At 39.9% G+C, this 16,523-nt stretch carries 15 protein-coding genes; 8 read left to right on the top strand and 7 right to left on the bottom strand.

Annotated elements, in window-relative coordinates; translation table 11 throughout:
- Positions 1–66: 66 nt before the first annotated feature.
- Positions 67–990 carry a bifunctional methionine sulfoxide reductase B/A protein gene (locus NE535_RS10400; protein ID WP_261298574.1) on the bottom strand — a complete coding sequence of 308 codons (924 nt, stop codon included), beginning with the start codon at positions 988–990 and terminating at the stop codon, positions 67–69.
- A 170-nt stretch (positions 991–1,160) separates the two neighbouring features.
- Here NE535_RS10400 and NE535_RS10395 point away from each other — a divergent pair, with 170 nt between their 5' ends.
- The gene (locus tag NE535_RS10395; protein ID WP_261298573.1) at positions 1,161–2,000 is read left to right on the top strand and encodes an isopenicillin N synthase family dioxygenase; all 840 of its coding nucleotides are present in this window, start codon (positions 1,161–1,163) and stop codon (positions 1,998–2,000) included.
- A gap of 102 nt (positions 2,001–2,102) precedes the next feature.
- Entirely contained in the window at positions 2,103–3,044 is a 942-nt protein-coding gene (gene ylqF / locus NE535_RS10390) for a ribosome biogenesis GTPase YlqF (RefSeq protein ID WP_261298572.1), read from the top strand.
- A gap of 816 nt (positions 3,045–3,860) precedes the next feature.
- Here the strand turns inward: ylqF and NE535_RS10380 are convergent.
- Together NE535_RS10380 and NE535_RS10375 are read right to left on the bottom strand one after the other, a co-directional pair.
- Entirely contained in the window at positions 3,861–4,337 is a 477-nt protein-coding gene (locus NE535_RS10380; RefSeq protein ID WP_261298571.1) for a low molecular weight protein-tyrosine-phosphatase, read from the bottom strand.
- A 35-nt stretch (positions 4,338–4,372) separates the two neighbouring features.
- On the bottom strand, positions 4,373–5,293 hold the full coding sequence (locus tag NE535_RS10375) for a DNA ligase (protein ID WP_261298570.1): 921 nt from the start codon (positions 5,291–5,293) through the stop codon (positions 4,373–4,375).
- Positions 5,294–5,417: 124 nt separating this feature from the next.
- Here NE535_RS10375 and NE535_RS10370 point away from each other — a divergent pair, with 124 nt between their 5' ends.
- Positions 5,418–5,789, top strand: coding sequence for a diacylglycerol kinase (locus NE535_RS10370; protein WP_261298569.1), 372 nt, complete (start codon positions 5,418–5,420; stop codon positions 5,787–5,789).
- A gap of 83 nt (positions 5,790–5,872) precedes the next feature.
- Here NE535_RS10370 and NE535_RS10365 read toward each other — a convergent pair whose 3' ends face one another.
- Positions 5,873–6,718, bottom strand: a complete 846-nt coding sequence (locus NE535_RS10365) for a LysR family transcriptional regulator (RefSeq protein ID WP_261298568.1) — start codon at positions 6,716–6,718, stop codon at positions 5,873–5,875.
- A 106-nt stretch (positions 6,719–6,824) separates the two neighbouring features.
- On the opposite strand from NE535_RS10365, the gene NE535_RS10360 reads away from it, so the two are divergent.
- The 3 genes from NE535_RS10360 (at position 6,825) to NE535_RS10350 (ending at position 9,746) form a co-directional block, all read left to right on the top strand.
- Complete coding sequence (locus NE535_RS10360; RefSeq protein WP_261298567.1) at positions 6,825–7,271, top strand: MaoP family protein; 447 nt, start codon at positions 6,825–6,827, stop codon at positions 7,269–7,271.
- A 418-nt stretch (positions 7,272–7,689) separates the two neighbouring features.
- A complete protein-coding gene (locus NE535_RS10355; protein WP_261298566.1) occupies positions 7,690–8,610 on the top strand; it encodes a hypothetical protein in 921 nt (306 codons plus the stop codon).
- Between the two features lie 110 nt (positions 8,611–8,720).
- Complete coding sequence (locus NE535_RS10350) at positions 8,721–9,746, top strand: GGDEF domain-containing protein (protein ID WP_261298565.1); 1,026 nt, start codon at positions 8,721–8,723, stop codon at positions 9,744–9,746.
- A gap of 9 nt (positions 9,747–9,755) precedes the next feature.
- On the opposite strand, the gene NE535_RS10345 is transcribed toward NE535_RS10350, so the two are convergent.
- The 3 genes from NE535_RS10345 to pdsO all read right to left on the bottom strand — a co-directional run bounded on the left by NE535_RS10345 (position 9,756) and on the right by pdsO (position 13,337).
- On the bottom strand, positions 9,756–10,409 hold the full coding sequence (locus tag NE535_RS10345) for a class GN sortase (RefSeq protein WP_261298564.1): 654 nt from the start codon (positions 10,407–10,409) through the stop codon (positions 9,756–9,758).
- Positions 10,402–12,519: a marine proteobacterial sortase target protein gene (locus tag NE535_RS10340; protein WP_261298563.1), complete on the bottom strand. Its 2,118-nt coding sequence runs from the start codon at positions 12,517–12,519 to the stop codon at positions 10,402–10,404. Before NE535_RS10340 ends, NE535_RS10345 begins: the two co-directional genes overlap by 8 nt.
- Positions 12,520–12,587: 68 nt before the next feature.
- Positions 12,588–13,337, bottom strand: a complete 750-nt coding sequence (gene pdsO, locus NE535_RS10335; protein WP_261298562.1) for a sortase-associated OmpA-like protein PdsO — start codon at positions 13,335–13,337, stop codon at positions 12,588–12,590.
- 220 nt (positions 13,338–13,557) lie between these two features.
- Here pdsO and pdsR point away from each other — a divergent pair, with 220 nt between their 5' ends.
- Both pdsR and pdsS read left to right on the top strand, forming a co-directional pair.
- A complete protein-coding gene (pdsR, locus tag NE535_RS10330) occupies positions 13,558–14,247 on the top strand; it encodes a proteobacterial dedicated sortase system response regulator (RefSeq protein ID WP_261298561.1) in 690 nt (229 codons plus the stop codon).
- A gap of 15 nt (positions 14,248–14,262) precedes the next feature.
- A complete protein-coding gene (gene pdsS / locus NE535_RS10325; protein ID WP_261298560.1) occupies positions 14,263–16,461 on the top strand; it encodes a proteobacterial dedicated sortase system histidine kinase in 2,199 nt (732 codons plus the stop codon).
- Positions 16,462–16,523: the final 62 nt, after the last annotated feature.

Here is a 16,523-nt window from a genome sequence, read left to right as displayed (position 1 = left end):
ATATTCAACAGAAAGGGCGACAGTATTGAAACTGCCGCCCTTTTTTATCGCTTCAAAATGCCCCAATTACCGCTTTAACTTATCAGCAAATAGGCTTTTAAATTTTTCAAATTTAGGTTTCACCACCATTTGACAATATGGCTGCTCCCCATGCTTTGCAAAATAATCATTATGATAATTCTCAGCGGGGTAAAACGTTTCAAAAGCAGAGACTTCCGTTACGATAGGATCATTCCATACTTTTGCCTCTTGCAAGGATGAAATCATCTTATTGGTTTTGTCTACTTGTTCAGCCGTATGTGCAAATACAACCGAGCGATACTGCGGACCTTTGTCATTACCTTGCTGATTTAGCGTAGTAGGATTATGGCTTTTAAATAGCACTTCTAACAGTTCGTCAAATGTAACTACCGCAGGATCAAATGTGATGTGAACAACTTCAGCATGACCCGTTCTACCTGAACAAACCGCATCATAGTTTGCGTGTTTTTGTTCACCACCGGCATATCCCGATTGCACTTTTACAACGCCATTTAGTGCCGCAAATATGGCTTCTACGCACCAAAAACATCCTGCACCAAATGTAGCTTGCTCTAACTGGGTACTTTCATATTCATCTGCAGTATTTGGCTCACTTGGTGTTGCTTCAAACACCATAGAAACAGAATTAACACAATGGCGTATATTATTTGGCGTGAGTCTTTCGCCCTCAAAAACATGCCCTAAGTGGCCGCCACATTGATGACAGGTAATTTCGACTCTTTGACCATCGGCATCAAGTGTTCTATCGACCGCGCCAGGTATTTCATTATCAAATGCTGGCCAACCACAGTGTGCATTGAATTTATGCTCACTTTTATACAAGGGTGCTAAACATTTCTTGCAACGATATAATCCTGCAGCATCGTGATCGACATATTCACCAGAAAAAGGCCTTTCTGTGCCTTTTTGCTCAATAACAAACTTTTCGAATTCAGTTAATGTTTTCATCTTTTAATTTACTCTCGTCAAACCTGTTTCTGCTAAAGCTATTCTACGCTAGTTAAAATCAATTCGTTCACTTTAAAGACCGTTAAAACATGCAAAAAATTGCAGCATTTGATAGCAAGCGTTACCATTGCACAGGGTCAAAACAAATAACAAACCAATAAGAAACTAAGATGAAACTAGAAACCATTGATTATCGAGCTGCTGACAGCGCACAACAATTTGTAACTTCATTGCACGAAACCGGTTTTGGGGTGTTATCAAATCATCCTATAGAACAGGCATTAGTCGAAAAAATATACCAAGAATGGTATGCGTTTTTTAATAGCGACGAAAAACAAGCTTACCTCTTCAAGCCAGAAACTCAGGATGGTTTTTTCCCTGCGTCAATTTCGGAAACAGCAAAAGGCCATAGCGTAAAAGATATCAAAGAATATTTTCACGTTTATCCTTGGGGCCGGATTCCTGATTCACTTCGCGACAATATTTTAGCCTACTATCAACAAGCTAATGCTTTTGCGGCTGAATTACTTGGTTGGATAGAACAGTACTCACCTCAAGAGGTTGCTGAAAAATATTCGATTCAATTATCTGAAATGATCAATAACAGCCAAAAAACATTACTGCGTATTCTTCATTATCCTCCAATGAGTGGCAACGAAGAGTTAGGTGCCATTCGCGCGGCTGCACATGAAGATATTAACCTTATCACAATTCTACCTGCCGCTAATGAACCAGGTTTACAAGTAAAAAACAAATCTGGCGAATGGATGGATGTGCCAAGCGATTTTGGTAATATCATCATTAATATCGGCGATATGTTACAGGAAGCCTCTGGCGGTTATTTCCCATCAACTTCTCATCGCGTCATCAATCCTGAAGGCACAGATAAAACCAAATCACGTATTTCATTACCTTTGTTCCTTCACCCAAACCCTGAGGTGGTATTGTCAGAGCGCCATACAGCCGACAGTTACTTGATGGAACGCCTACGTGAGTTAGGTGTTATTTAAACGATTAAGCCAAACAAAGCGCCTTAGGGCGCTTTTTTTATGCTTTTCACTATGGTTCAAGGTACAATATTACCATTGTTAACAGTAGTAAAAGGCAAGATCATGGCAATTCAATGGTATCCAGGACACATGCATAAGGCACGCAAAGAGATTGAAGAGGTCATGCCTCAAGTCGATTTGGTGATAGAAGTGCTAGATGCACGTATTCCGTACAGCAGTGAAAATCCCATGGTTGCTCAATTACGTGGTGACAAACCTTGTATTAAACTGCTGAATAAATCTGATTTAGCAGACCCTAAAGTCACCGAGCAATGGATTGAGTATTTAGAACGTGAACAAGGTGTAAAAGCTTCTGCAATTACCACGCTACAACCTGCAATGGTCAGAATGATCCCTGATTTATGCCGTAAGTTAGTTCCCCATCGTGATGTGATTGAAAAAGATATTCGCACCATGATTATGGGTATCCCGAATGTAGGTAAATCAACCATCATCAACACCTTAGCTGGACGTGTCATCGCCAAAACAGGCAACGAGCCTGCTGTAACCAAAACCCAGCAACGTATTAATTTACGCAATGGTATTGTGTTATCAGATACCCCAGGTATTTTATGGCCCAAAGTAGACAACGAAGCAAGTAGCTATCGATTAGCTGTAACAGGCGCAATTAAAGATACGGCGATGGAATATGAGGATGTAGCTATGTTTGCCGCTGAGTATTTTTTAAAAGCCTATCCTGAAATGATCTGCGAGCGATATAAAATCGATAATTTACCCAACTCAGATTTTGAATTACTTGAAGAAATTGGGCGCAAACGTGGTGCGTTAAGACCTGGTGGTCGTATTGATTTACATAAAGCTTCTGAACTATTACTACACGAATTTCGTTCGGGTAAAATTGGCCAATTGAGCTTGGAAACGCCAGCTATGGCTGAAATCGAAAAGATTGAAGTTGAACGGATCATGGCTGAAAAAGAACAGGCAAGATTGAAAAAACTTGAATTAAGTAAGCTAAAACAGTCAGGTAAACGCCATCAAGGTTAATTTTGATGACTAAACAGCGGTTCACTTGCGATGCATGCTTAAGAAGATGCAAAGCAAGTGAGATTGACTAGGGCCTGTCGAACTTTGCTGGTTGAGTTTTGTTCGAGTTAAAACGTTTTAATTGAGGCGAATGGATTGATGCCTAGTCATCTAAGCACTCTTTGTTCGCAAACGTTCATTCAACAAAAAGTAAAACATTTTTAGCCGAACCCTTCAGGCAGCGTTTGTGGGTCATTTGTACTGCGTTATCGACTTCTTATGTAGAATAACTACACAACAAACTCTCTGCCTTGTACAAATGACTAATAATTCGCTACAAGAACAACCTTGAAAGATCAACAGACCCTAGGGTCTGTTGATCTTTGTTGGTGGAATTTTCTTCGAGATAAAAACGAATTAAGCGCGGCGAGTGGAGTGTAGCCTAGCAATCTAAGCAAAGTTCACTCAACAAAGCGTAATTCGTTTTTAGCCGAATCCTTCGGACAGCGTTTGTTGGCCATTTTTACTACGTTATCGGCTTATTATGTAGAATAACTACACAGCAAAGCCTCTGCCTTGTATAAATGGCCAACAATTCGCTGCAAAAACAACCTTGAAAGATCAACAGACCCTAGCGATGCCGATATCAATATTTTCTAATTTAGCTTGTGAAACGCTATTATCATACCCCTGCTAACCCTGCTAACCCTGCTAACCCTGCTAACCCTGCTAACCCTGCTAACCCTGCTAACCCTGCTAACCAGAGAGTTTAGAAACATCCATTGATAATCTTTGATTTTAACTCAAAATCTTGCAATCAAAACGTTACTCTATGCATCAAGATGAGTTAGTTCGCTGACATTTTTCAGCTAATGCTGTCAAACTATTTTCAAGTAAATCAATAACGGTCTCAAAACCGCGTTCACCACCATAATAGGGATCGGGTACTTCCTCGATACCTGTATTACCAAATGCTAAGATCATATTCAGCTTATGCTTGTATTCAGGTGGACAGCGCGCGATAAGCTCCTTCATATTTGCATGATCTGCGGCCAAAATAAGGTCGAACTGACTAAAATCTTTATCTATTATCTGTCTAGCAGTCATGCCCGTAAAATTTAGCCCACGCGCCTCGCCCGCTTTAACACTGCGAGGATCTGGTGGATTGCCCTGGTGATAAGCTATGGTGCCTGCTGAATCAATAAAAATATCTAACTTATATTGCTGTGCTTTTTGCTTAAAAACCGCCTCAGCTGTTGGAGAACGGCAAATATTGCCCATGCAGACAAATAATACAGAGTTAATGATGCTCATTTTTTAAAATCACCTCTTTCACTATTTTTGAATATCTATTGCAATGGTTCGTCATCTCTTACTCGCCAAAAGCTTGCAAACCTTGGCAACCCATTACTAGTAAAACCTATGTGATAAAAACTGATTAACGAGCCAATTTGAGGTGGGTGCTGGCGCTGGATATCAGTAAAACCACTGCCAATTTCAAATATCACACCATCGGCCATTTTGACTTTTAACGCCCCCATCGCCCCTTTATATTTACCCTTACCTTCACTGTAACCAATAACAATTGCATCAGCATCGCTTTTAAGTTTCAATTTCAAAATATTATCTGTTCTACCAACAGTATAAATAGCTAATTTCCGGTGCAGCATAAGGCCTTCAGCTCCCTCTGAAACAATTCTGTTCAAATGCTGATACAATTCAATTTCTGAGGATAAGCTGATTTGAGTGATTACCTTTAAAGAAGATGATTGCTTAGCGAGTTGTTGTAAAACGGCATAACGTTGCTCAAACGGTAACGGGGATTGAGGTAAATCAAATAGCATAAAACGTACCTTGCTCCAAAGGTTATCATCTGCAACTTTACGTCTAACTAGACCAGAAACCAATTCAAACTGTCCACGACCAATCCATAACTCTCCTTCAAGTACCACATCAGGGAAATCTGCCGTAAACCACAGTGGTGCATTTATTTGCTTGCCACTTTTGGTCAATAAACGTTGCCCATCCCAATAACCTCTTACGCCATCGAGTTTCTCACTGACTAAATAGTCAGTGATATTCAATGTTCCTTCGACCGATTTTGCTAATTGAATTGATGGCTTTGAAGATGCTTCAACTATTGATGTTTGTGCAAAAGTAAAACTTGGTATTACACAAAATACAGGTAATAAAATGGCAAGATTTAACAATTGAAATTTACAAAGTAGGATCCTAAAACCTAGCAGTCGCTTTATGAATAAAATAGTCATTAGCAGTCCTTTGCTTTATTGTAGTTATTAACAAAATCTAACAAGGATGAGTCCCTAGTTAACAATTATTAGTAATGATGGCATACTTGCCAATAATTTAGTGTAGTACATTATGTAGGCTTAAATGAAACCTCAGAATAATCATGGAATTAAACGAATAATCAGAGCGACGGGCTTTTCAATACAGGGGTTAAAATCTGCATTTAAATGTGAAGCAGCATTTAGGCAAGAGTTGGCATTAGCCGTGATTATGCTGCCTGTAGCCTTGTTAGTCGATGTCAGCACCGTTGAACGTTTAATGCTGATCTTAGGGCTTTTTTTAGTGTTAATTGTTGAGTTACTCAACTCAGCCGTAGAAGCGGTTGTTGACAGATTTGGTGGTGAAATTCATCCATTAAGTGGCCAAGCTAAAGACATCGCCTCTGCTGCCGTTTTCTTAAGTTTAGTTTTTTGTGCGATTAGCTGGATTGCTATTTTAGGACCAGTATTTTTTTAATACTTTTTATGAATGAAACCCAAAAATTACCTTAACGGTTTTTGTTTCATTCGGTAAAGTTGTCCTAGCAGGCGTAATCCATTTTAAATCGCCCCTTTTAATATTAATAAAGCCTTTTCAATTGCAACGCGACGTTCATTCCCAATCCAAAATGCACCATAAACATTACGCTCAATGCTGATGGTATCTTTCACTTCATATAATTGCTTAGACGCCAAATAAGGCGCAACAAAGTTACTCGGTAAAAAAGCACTGCCACCGTTATTCAACAAAAAATCTAGCGCAATTCTGGCAGAGGTAGTATGCAGTGCTGGAACAGGTAACATTGAAAAACTCTGCGCATGGGTAATATTAAATGCAGTTCCCCAATCAACCTTTATATAATTGAGGGTTTCAATATCATTAAGGGACATGTTCGGTTGATGACACACAAGGCACAAACTCACATCCATTAACTTAATAATCTCAACATCTTCTAGTTTTGGAGGGTCAAAACTAATCGCTATATCAACACTTCGCTCTAATAGTTGACGAGTCATAGCTTGCGCAGTGATGACCTCAGTTCTTAGTGATATACCAGGTAGACCTTGATGCAAAGGCTGAAAAAAATGCTGTAAATAGCTATCCCAAATATTATGTCCAGCACTTAACGAAAGCTGTGAAGAATGACTTTGATGCAAGCTAACATCTTGTTTAGCTCTTTCCCAGGCGGTAAGCACAGCCTCTGCATGACCAAGCATTCTTTCTCCTGCCGGAGTGGGTTGAATATTGTTACGCAAGCGTTCAAACAACTCGACACCTAGAATGCTTTCTAATTGTTTTATCCTAAAACTCACAGCGCTGCGGGTAAGAAATAAATTCTCAGCAGCCTTACCAAAGTGGCGTGTTCTTGACACCTCAAGAAAGGTCTTTAATAAATCCGTATCCATAAAAATTCTTCACCGAAATGGTCAAAATATTTTGATTTAAAAAAATTCCAACCTGACCAATAATCCAATTGAAATCCTTGTTCACTCAATCTTATAGGTAAATGCCATGTCACAGCAATCATATACCAATATCGCTGCCAGTATTGACGCTATAGCCAATGGCAGTGCTAGTTTTACCAGCAACAAACGTTTTTACGATGATGCTAATTTCCCTAAAGGTTTTAAGCGTTGTGGAGACTTTACCAATAAAGAGGCTGAATTGCTTGAGCAACATGGACAAGCATTGAAGAACTTAATGGAAGGAACCCAGCTACCTTGTACAGCTGACGAAGATCAATTTGTTCAAGTAGCACAAGGGCAACTTCTACCAACAACACCTTTAGAGTTATTGTGGGCAAAATACACCAAACTTGCTAAAGGGAAACCTTTTTATGCAGTTGTAGGTACAATTCATGCACCAGCGCAGTCTTCTAAAGTAGAGATTGATCTTGATTTTGATGATATTTCTGATGATGCTGCAGACGATGAAGAAGTTACCGATAGTAACGATTAACGACTTCATATGATGTTTAAAATTTACCTACAAAAAAGAGCTTTAGAGCTCTTTTTTATTGCTATGAAATCCTTCAAGACGAATAAACTAGGCTATATTGTACTTTGCAGATAGCGCTTTTTATTAAAAAATGCTTAACACGTCACCATTTGATGATTAAATACTCAAAAACATTGATTTAAAGCAATCTTATCGCAACAAACCATTTACACTTCCTTACATGATGCTAATATGATTAGCGTGTTCTAGTGATGTTTTAATCATCATCTGCTTTAACAATTACTACCTTGCAGTTACATTTTTAGAGTTTTGCATTATTTAATGCACTTTCGACTTAGTTCGAAACACTCGGCAAGTAAACAAAAAGATTATTGTCCAAAGAGCAATAACCATAATAATAAAAATGCGGAGTTTATTTATGTTCAAACCTCTGATGTCCTGTCTCTTACTCATCTTACCGTCATTGGTATGGGCAAGTGCAGATAACAGTTCTGAACAGGCCAAAGTTGAACCGGCCAAATTACCTGATCAGTACACATTTAATATCGGTGGTTTTTACGCCAATTCTGACTCTTACATGGTCGTCACTAATCCTAAAAATGGCGGTACTTTCCCATTAGATTTTGAGGATGATTTAAACCTCAAAGAAAAACAGTTTTTACCCTTTTTTGAATTCACCTATTCATTTAATCAAAGACATAATATCTATCTCGATTGGAAATCACTGCATCGTACCGCTCAATCACCCTCTATTGAAAAAGATTTTCAAGTCACTATTGATGACACTGTTTATGATGTAGAAGCGGGTATCAGTTTACGTACAACATTAGACCTCGATATTTTGCGTTTAGGTTATGGCTATGATTTTATTCAAGGTAGTAATTATATTGTAGGCGCAAGCATTGGCTTGCATACCATGTTTGTGAAAACAGCATTTGAAGGCAACATAGGTATATGTGTCCCTAATAGCGAATTAGCAAAATATTGTGATGAAGTCATTAGCACGCCTCGTGTTGTAGATAACAGTGTTACGGCACCTTTGCCTGATATTGGCTTGTATGGCATTTATGAGTTTTCACCAGGCTGGGTATTTAAAGCCCATGCTCAATATTTCGCATTAAAATATAATAAAGTGAAAGGATCACTCATTGATGTACGCGCCATTGTCGAAACAAAAATATCTGATGAGTGGTCATTAACGGCAGGCTTTAACTACTATGAAGTTGATGTTGATTATGAACAAACGTTATCGGTATTGGAACAAGATGTGAATATTGCAGACTACAATATTAATTACAGCTTCACAGGGCCAATGATTTCAGTGCAATACACATTCTAAGCCATTATTTTTATAAAAAGCATCATGGGATGCTTTTTTTTTGCCGTTACAACTGACTGTTTTACTGCTATATTTTTAATATGTTTTATATAAGCAATTAGAGAATCAATATGTCAACTTCGCTTTTACAGCTTGCAGCTGCGAACTTAAAAAAAGCAGTTCCTTTAATGCTGAAATATCAAATTCCTACCACACCCACTAACTATGCCCTTTGGTATGCTTATGTCAGTGAGCAAAACCCCCAATTAAATGCTGAACTTGATGCCACCATTAAACAAAATCAAAGCTGTTCGCCTGTAACAAGTGAGTTATTGTTCCGTAAGCATGTTGCCGACCCTGTTGAGCTTGACGTTCGTGATATGCGTAAAAATCTTGATGCTATGGTATGTGATTTATCTCAATCACTTAAAGATACCAATTCAGATACAGCGACATTCCAAGCACAAATTGATAAGGACTTTACGCGTTTAGCCGATCTTGAAAATCAAGGTTTTTCATTGGAACAGGTGATTGGTGTTGTCCGTAATATCGTTAAAGAGTCAGCTAACATTCGCTCTAGTACGGTAAGCTTTACCCAGCAATTACAAAAAGCACAATCTGAAATTGATTCACTTAAAACCCGCCTCGCTGAGTCTGAAAAAGATGTATTATATGATGCGCTTACCAATGTACTTAATCGGCGTGCTTTTGATGAAGATATTAATGCTCAAATAGACCTGGCTCCTGAGGGCTGTTGCCTAATTTTGATTGATATCGACCATTTCAAAAAATTTAATGATAACTTTGGCCACCAGCTGGGCGACTTAGTATTAAAAACGGTTGCTAAACGTGTTCAAGAAGCTTGTCGCGATGGCATAAAGTTATATCGATTTGGTGGTGAAGAATTTGCTATTATCGTCCCTAAAAGCCAATTAAGAGTCGCCCGTCACCTTGCAGAAGCCGTTCGAAGAGCTCTGGAAAAACTCAGTGTAAAAGATAGACGCAGCGACAAAGTCATTGACTCTATCACTGCCTCTTTTGGCGTTGCACAGTGGCAACCAAAACAAGATGCCGGTCAACTGATTGAAGCCACTGACAAACTGCTATATGAAGCAAAACGTCTTGGCCGTAATCGTGTGATGCCCATTTCTAGTTAAATCTATCCTTTAGATCCAACTTTTAGGTCCTGCAGGCATAGCCTTGGCTTCAACAATATAACGAAGGTTTGCATTAGCGGATAAAGACTCAAATGGATAGCAGGTAATTAATGTTAATCGGCTATCCTCTGTTTTTGCCATTTCCTCTACTTGCGACTCGTGTACCACTCGTAGATCTGTCACGCGATATTGAGTTAAATTGCCTTGGGTGTTTTGCAGTTCGATGACATCTCCCAGTTGCAAATATTTAAGTCTAGAAAAATGACTGTCTCTATGGCCTGCAATGATGGTATTGCCTTGCTCACCAGCTCCCGCACCACCTAAAAACAAACCTGGGCCAAAAGCTAGGGTGCGTCCTGACATTCCTGCCAATATATAAAGATCATTTTCAACAGACTTGAGCTTAGGGTTCATAAAACGCATTTTAGCCACAGGGTGTGTATCAGCCCAAGACCAAGGTTTATGGGGTTTGTTATCAACTAATGTTTGTATAAATGCTCGTTCAATTAAATATTGAGCAAAATGTGCTTTAGCCTGCATATAACCGCCTTTAATTATCATTATCGAAGCAAGCAATAACAAAATGCCAAAAGCTAGCCATTGTAATGTATTGCCCCTTTCACCTTTCATGCTAAACAACTGTTTTAAATGCAAATTAAACATGGTCTGCATCCAAAGACTGAATAATAAATAATTGTCCGGGTAACTTGCCTTTTAACCACAAACCAAACAGCAAGGTTAAGGCCAATAAACTTAACCCAGCCAGTAACCATAATTTGCTGGCCGTTGCGGTTTGCGGTAAAAATCCTTGTTGAATAGAGTTAATTTGCCAACCTGCGGGCATTAATTGTCCCAGCTGATGCTCGCCTTTATCTACATGGTGAGGATTTATTGGCGTGACATCCACGGCCAATAAACTGGTGGCGCTGCTCACTAGATGATACTGCAATGCCAATGCTTCAATTTGTTTCTCGACACGTGAACGATTAACTGAGTCTTGACTCATTTCTAACGAGGTAATTTTTGCATTTGCCCAAACCAAATCAAGACCAACGGCGGCTTCAGCGGTATTGAAATCCAGTTGGGTTTGCCAATATTGACCATTAATTTGTCCTGAGATAATCACCGGCTGTAATTGATCTGCTGGAAGTTTAAAACTTATCGCTACAGGAGACTGTTGATAAACATCTTTAATATCAGCAGGCCAATAATCAGGAATACTGCCATCGAGATGATATAACTCAACATCGGTTAGCACGGGCTGGCTTATTTTTTCAATCAGCTGAGTCATTTGCTGTTCAACTTCTTCTAACTTACCAATGTAAGTAAAAGTGCCTCTGCCGATCGTTGCCGCTCTTTCCATAAAATGTGAATTAGGTGCAGAGCCAATACCCACGGTGAACAAACGTGCGTCGTGTAATTGATGGGATATTTGTTCGAATAATTGCGCTTCGTTTGACACTGCGCCATCAGTTATAAAAATAACCTGTCTTAATTTCGGCTGTTGCTGATCAATATTGATTGTGGATGCCAAAGCTTTATCCAAGGCTGGGGCGATTTCAGTCCCACCGTCAGCATGTAAAGCCGCAATGTATCGGCTAGCTTTTACTAAGTTAGCGTTATTTGCAACTTGTGCCTGAGCAAATAAGGATTGAGCACTTGAATTAAAATCAATTATGTTAAAACTATCCTTGGGGTTAAGTGTGGTTAACGCTAAGTTCAAGGCCAGCTTAGCTTGCTTGATTGACTCTCCAGCCATTGAGCCAGAAGTATCAATCACTAATATTAATTCTCGGTTGATTTGATGCTGCGGTTTACGCACTAAGCTGGGAGGCAATAGCAATGCCATGGCATAAATATGATCAGAAACTTCAACCTTTTCTCCCAAACTAAGCTGATGGGTTTGACCTGTTTGATAGAAGACTGCAGCTGCAACTTCCTCACCGACATCCGTATGCCATTGCAGCACAAAGTCTCGATCTAGCGGTATATTTCCTTGTAGCACAACATTAGTGAGTCGGCCTTGATGATGTTGTTGAATATCATGATAAAGACTTGATAACTGTATCTGACCAAACCCGCTATCAATGTTAATATTCATCGACACTTTATGGCTTGGTGACGGTTGTTGAACTTGATTAAGGATAGGCGCGACTAGCTGCTGTGTTTCAGAATACTCATTACGCTGAAAATCAGGCCGATACCGCGGCGCTACCACCAAAGGAAATCGTAAATTAAACATACTATCTTGATAGCTAAGCGTTTCTAGATAAGTAATTTCAACCACGACTTGCTGCTGCGGCCCAATATTGGCTAATTGAGTAGTGAAAATATTACTGCGCTGTTGGCTAATAAGGCTGGCTTGTTTTCCCTGTTGTTTGGCAAGCTCAAACTCTTTTTTCGCTTCATGTTTAGGTTTGATAACGCCTTTAATTGCCCTCTCACCAATCAACAGATTCATGCCGTCCACTGCTGCATTATCTGGCAATGGAAATACATATTTTGCATTAATCCAACCGTCTTCAATATTATTGAAAATTTGTTTCACGGTAACCCGATTGATTAATCCCGATACTGTCATTTCAACCTGAGTATCTAAAGCTAATATCTGCTTACTTTGGCCATTAATGCGATAACTTACCACGCCTTGGGTTATCTCATCTGATAGCTTGCTAGCATCTACATATCTATTTTGTGAGGCTTCACTCACGTTGGTCACAATTGGTAACAACAACCCAATTAAACCAAACAAAAATGGCAATTTTGCAAACATAACCGCTCCTTAAAGGCATGCTCGGATGCCTTTGGTTTATTCCATTCATTAAATGAGTTTACGGATGCTTAATTGGCAGCAAGTTGTTCTGTTTCAGAAAGGAGCTTTAATGTGACTCGGCGGTCAAAGAAATCATTCTCAAAATTTTGTTCCTCATGCATAGGCGCGCTAGCACCATAGGCTTGGCCTGTTAATCTTGTTTTATCTATTCCTTGGGCAGCCAAATAATTGATGACTTCCAGCAAACGTTGCTCAGATAAGGCTTGATTAAAGGCATCATTGCCTCGACGGTCGGCGTAGCCCATTAAGTTGACATGCAAATCTGGCATGGATGCCATCATGTAAGCGACGTTATCAAGCTGTTGCTGAAACAAAGGTTCAATTTGAGCTGACCCAGTTTTAAACTGCACATTCATGCCAATGCTCAGTTCCGTTAAAGTTTGTTCTTGATGGGCTTGAATTCGGGCTAATTCGGTTTGTACCTCAAAGAGTGTTTGTTGCTGTTTATCCATCTCGGCCAGTTTGGCATTTTTTTCATTTAGGGCAAATTGCTGTTGATCTAATATAGATTTTTGAGCATTGATTTCAGATTCATCTCCGACAGATTTTCCAATAAAGGTTCCAGTTAATGCGCCAATAAATGCCCCAACTGGCCCACCAATCACGGCGCCTAGAATAGCTCCTGAACTCAGGCCAACAAGTTCTTCAGTGTGTTCGCGATCTTTTAGCGTTTCAGCAGTCTCAGCCGAGGCGGCATAACTTACATTGTTCATCAGTAAAGATGAGATAATTGCGGCGTTAATAATATGCTTTTTCATAATTGTGTCCTGTTACTTGATGTTAAAAATCGATGGATATCTGTCGCTATCGATTCGATGGAATCATTAAACAACAAATAAATGGCTTTTTATGGGAGCAAATATGGCAATCTAAAGGTCAATTGTGGCAACAATATGGCAATTGCTTTAGCACACTTTAACCGGCAATAAATTGCTGTATAGTCACAACAATAAACAGCCGACGGGAAGTAATTGATTGATGAAACGTATTGCCATTGTGGAAGATGAAGCGGCTATTCGTGACAACTATAAAGAAGTGTTACAGCAACAAGGTTACAGCGTTCAAGCCTACCCTAATCGCCCAACAGCGATGCTGGCCTTTAATGCTCGCCTACCCGATTTAGCCATTATTGATATCGGCCTTGAAGGTGAGATTGATGGCGGCTTTACCCTGTGCCAATCCCTAAGGGCCATGTCGAGTAGCATACCAATTATTTTCTTGACCGCGCGCAGTAGTGATTTTGATACCGTTTGTGGTTTACGTCTTGGCGCTGATGACTACCTTTCTAAAGATGTGAGTTTTCCACATTTGTTAGCTCGTATCGCCGCGCTATTTCGTCGTTCAGAATTAATAGGCTCAAGCCCGATTGAAGACAACTTGATGGTACGCAATCATTTACAAATTGACGGTAACCGTATTCAGGTTACTTGGAAACAGCATCCCATAGAATTAACCGTGACTGAGTTTTGGATGGTTCATGCCATGGCTAAACACCCAGGGCATGTACGCAGTCGTCAGGACTTGATGCAAGAAGCTAAAATTTTTGTCGACGACAGCACCATCACATCGCATGTCAAACGGATCAGGAAAAAGTTTATTGCCATCGACAGCGAGTTTAATTGCATCGATACCGTTTATGGAATGGGTTATCGCTGGGACAGTCTGTAAGGAAAGCAATTCACTATGTATTTGCCGTTAGGGCTTAGGGCCAAAGTCATTGTCTTGTCATTATTTTTACTCTGCCTTCCTTGGTTAGGGTATGAATATGTATGGGAAATGGAAAAATACTTACGCCATGGCCAAGAAAAAACCCTTGAAGGTACTACTCAGGCTTTAGCGACAGCATTACATGAGCGCCCAAAACTATTTGATAATCAGGCAAGCTTTTTAACTCAAGTTCAAAAAGGTCGAGATCTATACGCTTACCCTTTATCCGGCCCTATCCGACTGGACGGAAAATTAGATGACTGGCAACTTTATCGTCACCGCATGTTGCAATATGGTAATGAACACGTGGTTTACCAACAAAATGAGGAACAAGTCGTAAATCTAAATTTTACCCATATGGTGGGTAAATATGCCGGCTATTTGTATGGTTTTTTTGAAGTGAATGATGACAAGGTTATCTACCGAGGTAAAAACAGCTTAAGGGTAGACAGAAACGATCACTTAGTGATTGCAACGTTAGCGCCGAATAATCAGTTCACCCGATACGTGATTGCCAATACTCAAGATGGTTGGTTAAGTGCATTTAAACTCCCTGACGACCCAACGCAATCGATGCCCGTTACTCCAGAGAATCGCATTCAAGGGCAATGGCAAAAAACACCCAATGGTTACATCATCGAATTCAGGGTACCGTTAGACATGATCGGCAGTAAGCTTGGGTTTGCCATTCATAATGTAGATGACATCGAAACACGCAATCTAGCAAATATTGTCGGTACCTCTGCAACCAATTCAGTTGCGGAGTTAGGCACAGTGTTAGTTCCCTCTCCTGAAATTGAAAGTATTGTTAAAGGCATGGGGCACAATAGCTCACGTATTTGGGTGGTTGATAACCATGGCAGAGTATTAGCCCGTTCTGGTGATATTCGCGCATCAAATAACGCCTGGGACTCTGATTTAGATGATATCCAAACCGAAAGCACCTGGTCGCATTTTCATAAACAATACTTATTGCCGTTATATTATAAAATTCTTACTCGCCCGCCACAGGACTTTATTGACTCATTACAAGATTCGACTGAATTAAGTGGCAGCCATATTGAAAATGCGCTAGCAGGTAAACCCGCTTCAACTTGGCGATTAACGCCAGACAGCAAAGCGGTGGTATTAGCTGCAGCCAGTCCCATTTGGATTGATGACAAAGTGATGGGGGTTGTTATCGCCGAAGAAACGACCCACGGTATTCGAAGCTTACGTAACCGAGCGTTAGAAAAGCTATTTAATGTTATTCTCACCATTATGAGTATGGGCACTTTAGCTTTGTTTATTTTTGCTTCAAGTATATCTAGTCGCATTAGACGCTTACGCGATCAAGCTGAATTGGCGATTGATAGTCAAGGACGTGTAAGACAACAAATTACCCCCTCAAGAAACCGCGATGAAATCGGTGATTTATCACGCAGCTTTGCCAATATTGTCGGTAGGCTAGGACAATACACGCATTACTTAGAAAACATGTCATCTCGTCTGTCACATGAGTTACGTACTCCAGTGGCCGTTGTTCGCAGTTCTTTGGAGCATCTAGGCAACCAATCTTTAGAAAAGTCGAGTAAAAAATATGTTGATAGAGCTCAAGATGGTGTCAATCAACTTCACCTTATTTTGAATAATTTAACGGAAGCAACCAACCTTGAAGCAAGCTTAGGCCATGCCGAGCGCAGTGTGTTCCCACTTAATAAAGTCATCAGCGGATGTATGCAAGGTTATCAAATGACCTACCCTGAACAGATATTTAGCGTAGCCATTGAAGAGAAAAGCATGCTGTGTGATGGTGTGCCTGAATACATAGCCCAATTGATGGACAAATTAATCTGTAACGCCATTGAATTTAGCTTGCCTGACAGTCCAATTATTGTGAGTTTACATCAACATAATAAGCAGGCCATCGTTAAAGTCACCAATTGGGGCTCTAGTTTGCCACAAGATATGAGCGAACAAATTTTTGAATCCATGGTGTCTATTAGACCACAAGCGCCGTCGAATAAACCTCATCTTGGCTTGGGTTTGTATATTGCACGGTTAATTACAGATTTTCACCAAGGTACGATAAAAGCGACTAATGTATCTTCCTTTACCGAAAGTGATCAAGTTTCCCGTTCATCCCTGTATGGCGTTGAGCTGTGTTTAACCTTGCCCATTATCGAAAGCACCTGATTCAATCAAAGTAAAAATATTAAATCCAACAGTTGCCCCTTTCATTTAGCCGTATAGATGGT

It is taken from the genome of Shewanella holmiensis (assembly GCF_025370255.1).
In the GTDB taxonomy this organism is placed as follows: domain Bacteria; phylum Pseudomonadota; class Gammaproteobacteria; order Enterobacterales; family Shewanellaceae; genus Shewanella; species Shewanella holmiensis.
This window is presented reverse-complemented; position numbering and strand designations above follow the sequence as displayed.

What these genes read in the sequence shown, in the direction of transcription:
- NE535_RS10400 (WP_261298574.1), bottom strand. Translation starts at nt 990, where the DNA reads ATGAAAACATTAACTGAATTCGAAAAGTTTGTTATTGAGCAAAAAGGC.
- NE535_RS10395 (WP_261298573.1), top strand. Translation starts at nt 1,161, where the DNA reads ATGAAACTAGAAACCATTGATTATCGAGCTGCTGACAGCGCACAACAA.
- ylqF (WP_261298572.1), top strand. Translation starts at nt 2,103, where the DNA reads ATGGCAATTCAATGGTATCCAGGACACATGCATAAGGCACGCAAAGAG.
- NE535_RS10380 (WP_261298571.1), bottom strand. Translation starts at nt 4,337, where the DNA reads ATGAGCATCATTAACTCTGTATTATTTGTCTGCATGGGCAATATTTGC.
- NE535_RS10375 (WP_261298570.1), bottom strand. Translation starts at nt 5,293, where the DNA reads ATGACTATTTTATTCATAAAGCGACTGCTAGGTTTTAGGATCCTACTT.
- NE535_RS10370 (WP_261298569.1), top strand. Translation starts at nt 5,418, where the DNA reads ATGAAACCTCAGAATAATCATGGAATTAAACGAATAATCAGAGCGACG.
- NE535_RS10365 (WP_261298568.1), bottom strand. Translation starts at nt 6,718, where the DNA reads ATGGATACGGATTTATTAAAGACCTTTCTTGAGGTGTCAAGAACACGC.
- NE535_RS10360 (WP_261298567.1), top strand. Translation starts at nt 6,825, where the DNA reads ATGTCACAGCAATCATATACCAATATCGCTGCCAGTATTGACGCTATA.
- NE535_RS10355 (WP_261298566.1), top strand. Translation starts at nt 7,690, where the DNA reads ATGTTCAAACCTCTGATGTCCTGTCTCTTACTCATCTTACCGTCATTG.
- NE535_RS10350 (WP_261298565.1), top strand. Translation starts at nt 8,721, where the DNA reads ATGTCAACTTCGCTTTTACAGCTTGCAGCTGCGAACTTAAAAAAAGCA.
- NE535_RS10345 (WP_261298564.1), bottom strand. Translation starts at nt 10,409, where the DNA reads ATGTTTAATTTGCATTTAAAACAGTTGTTTAGCATGAAAGGTGAAAGG.
- NE535_RS10340 (WP_261298563.1), bottom strand. Translation starts at nt 12,519, where the DNA reads ATGTTTGCAAAATTGCCATTTTTGTTTGGTTTAATTGGGTTGTTGTTA.
- pdsO (WP_261298562.1), bottom strand. Translation starts at nt 13,337, where the DNA reads ATGAAAAAGCATATTATTAACGCCGCAATTATCTCATCTTTACTGATG.
- pdsR (WP_261298561.1), top strand. Translation starts at nt 13,558, where the DNA reads ATGAAACGTATTGCCATTGTGGAAGATGAAGCGGCTATTCGTGACAAC.
- pdsS (WP_261298560.1), top strand. Translation starts at nt 14,263, where the DNA reads ATGTATTTGCCGTTAGGGCTTAGGGCCAAAGTCATTGTCTTGTCATTA.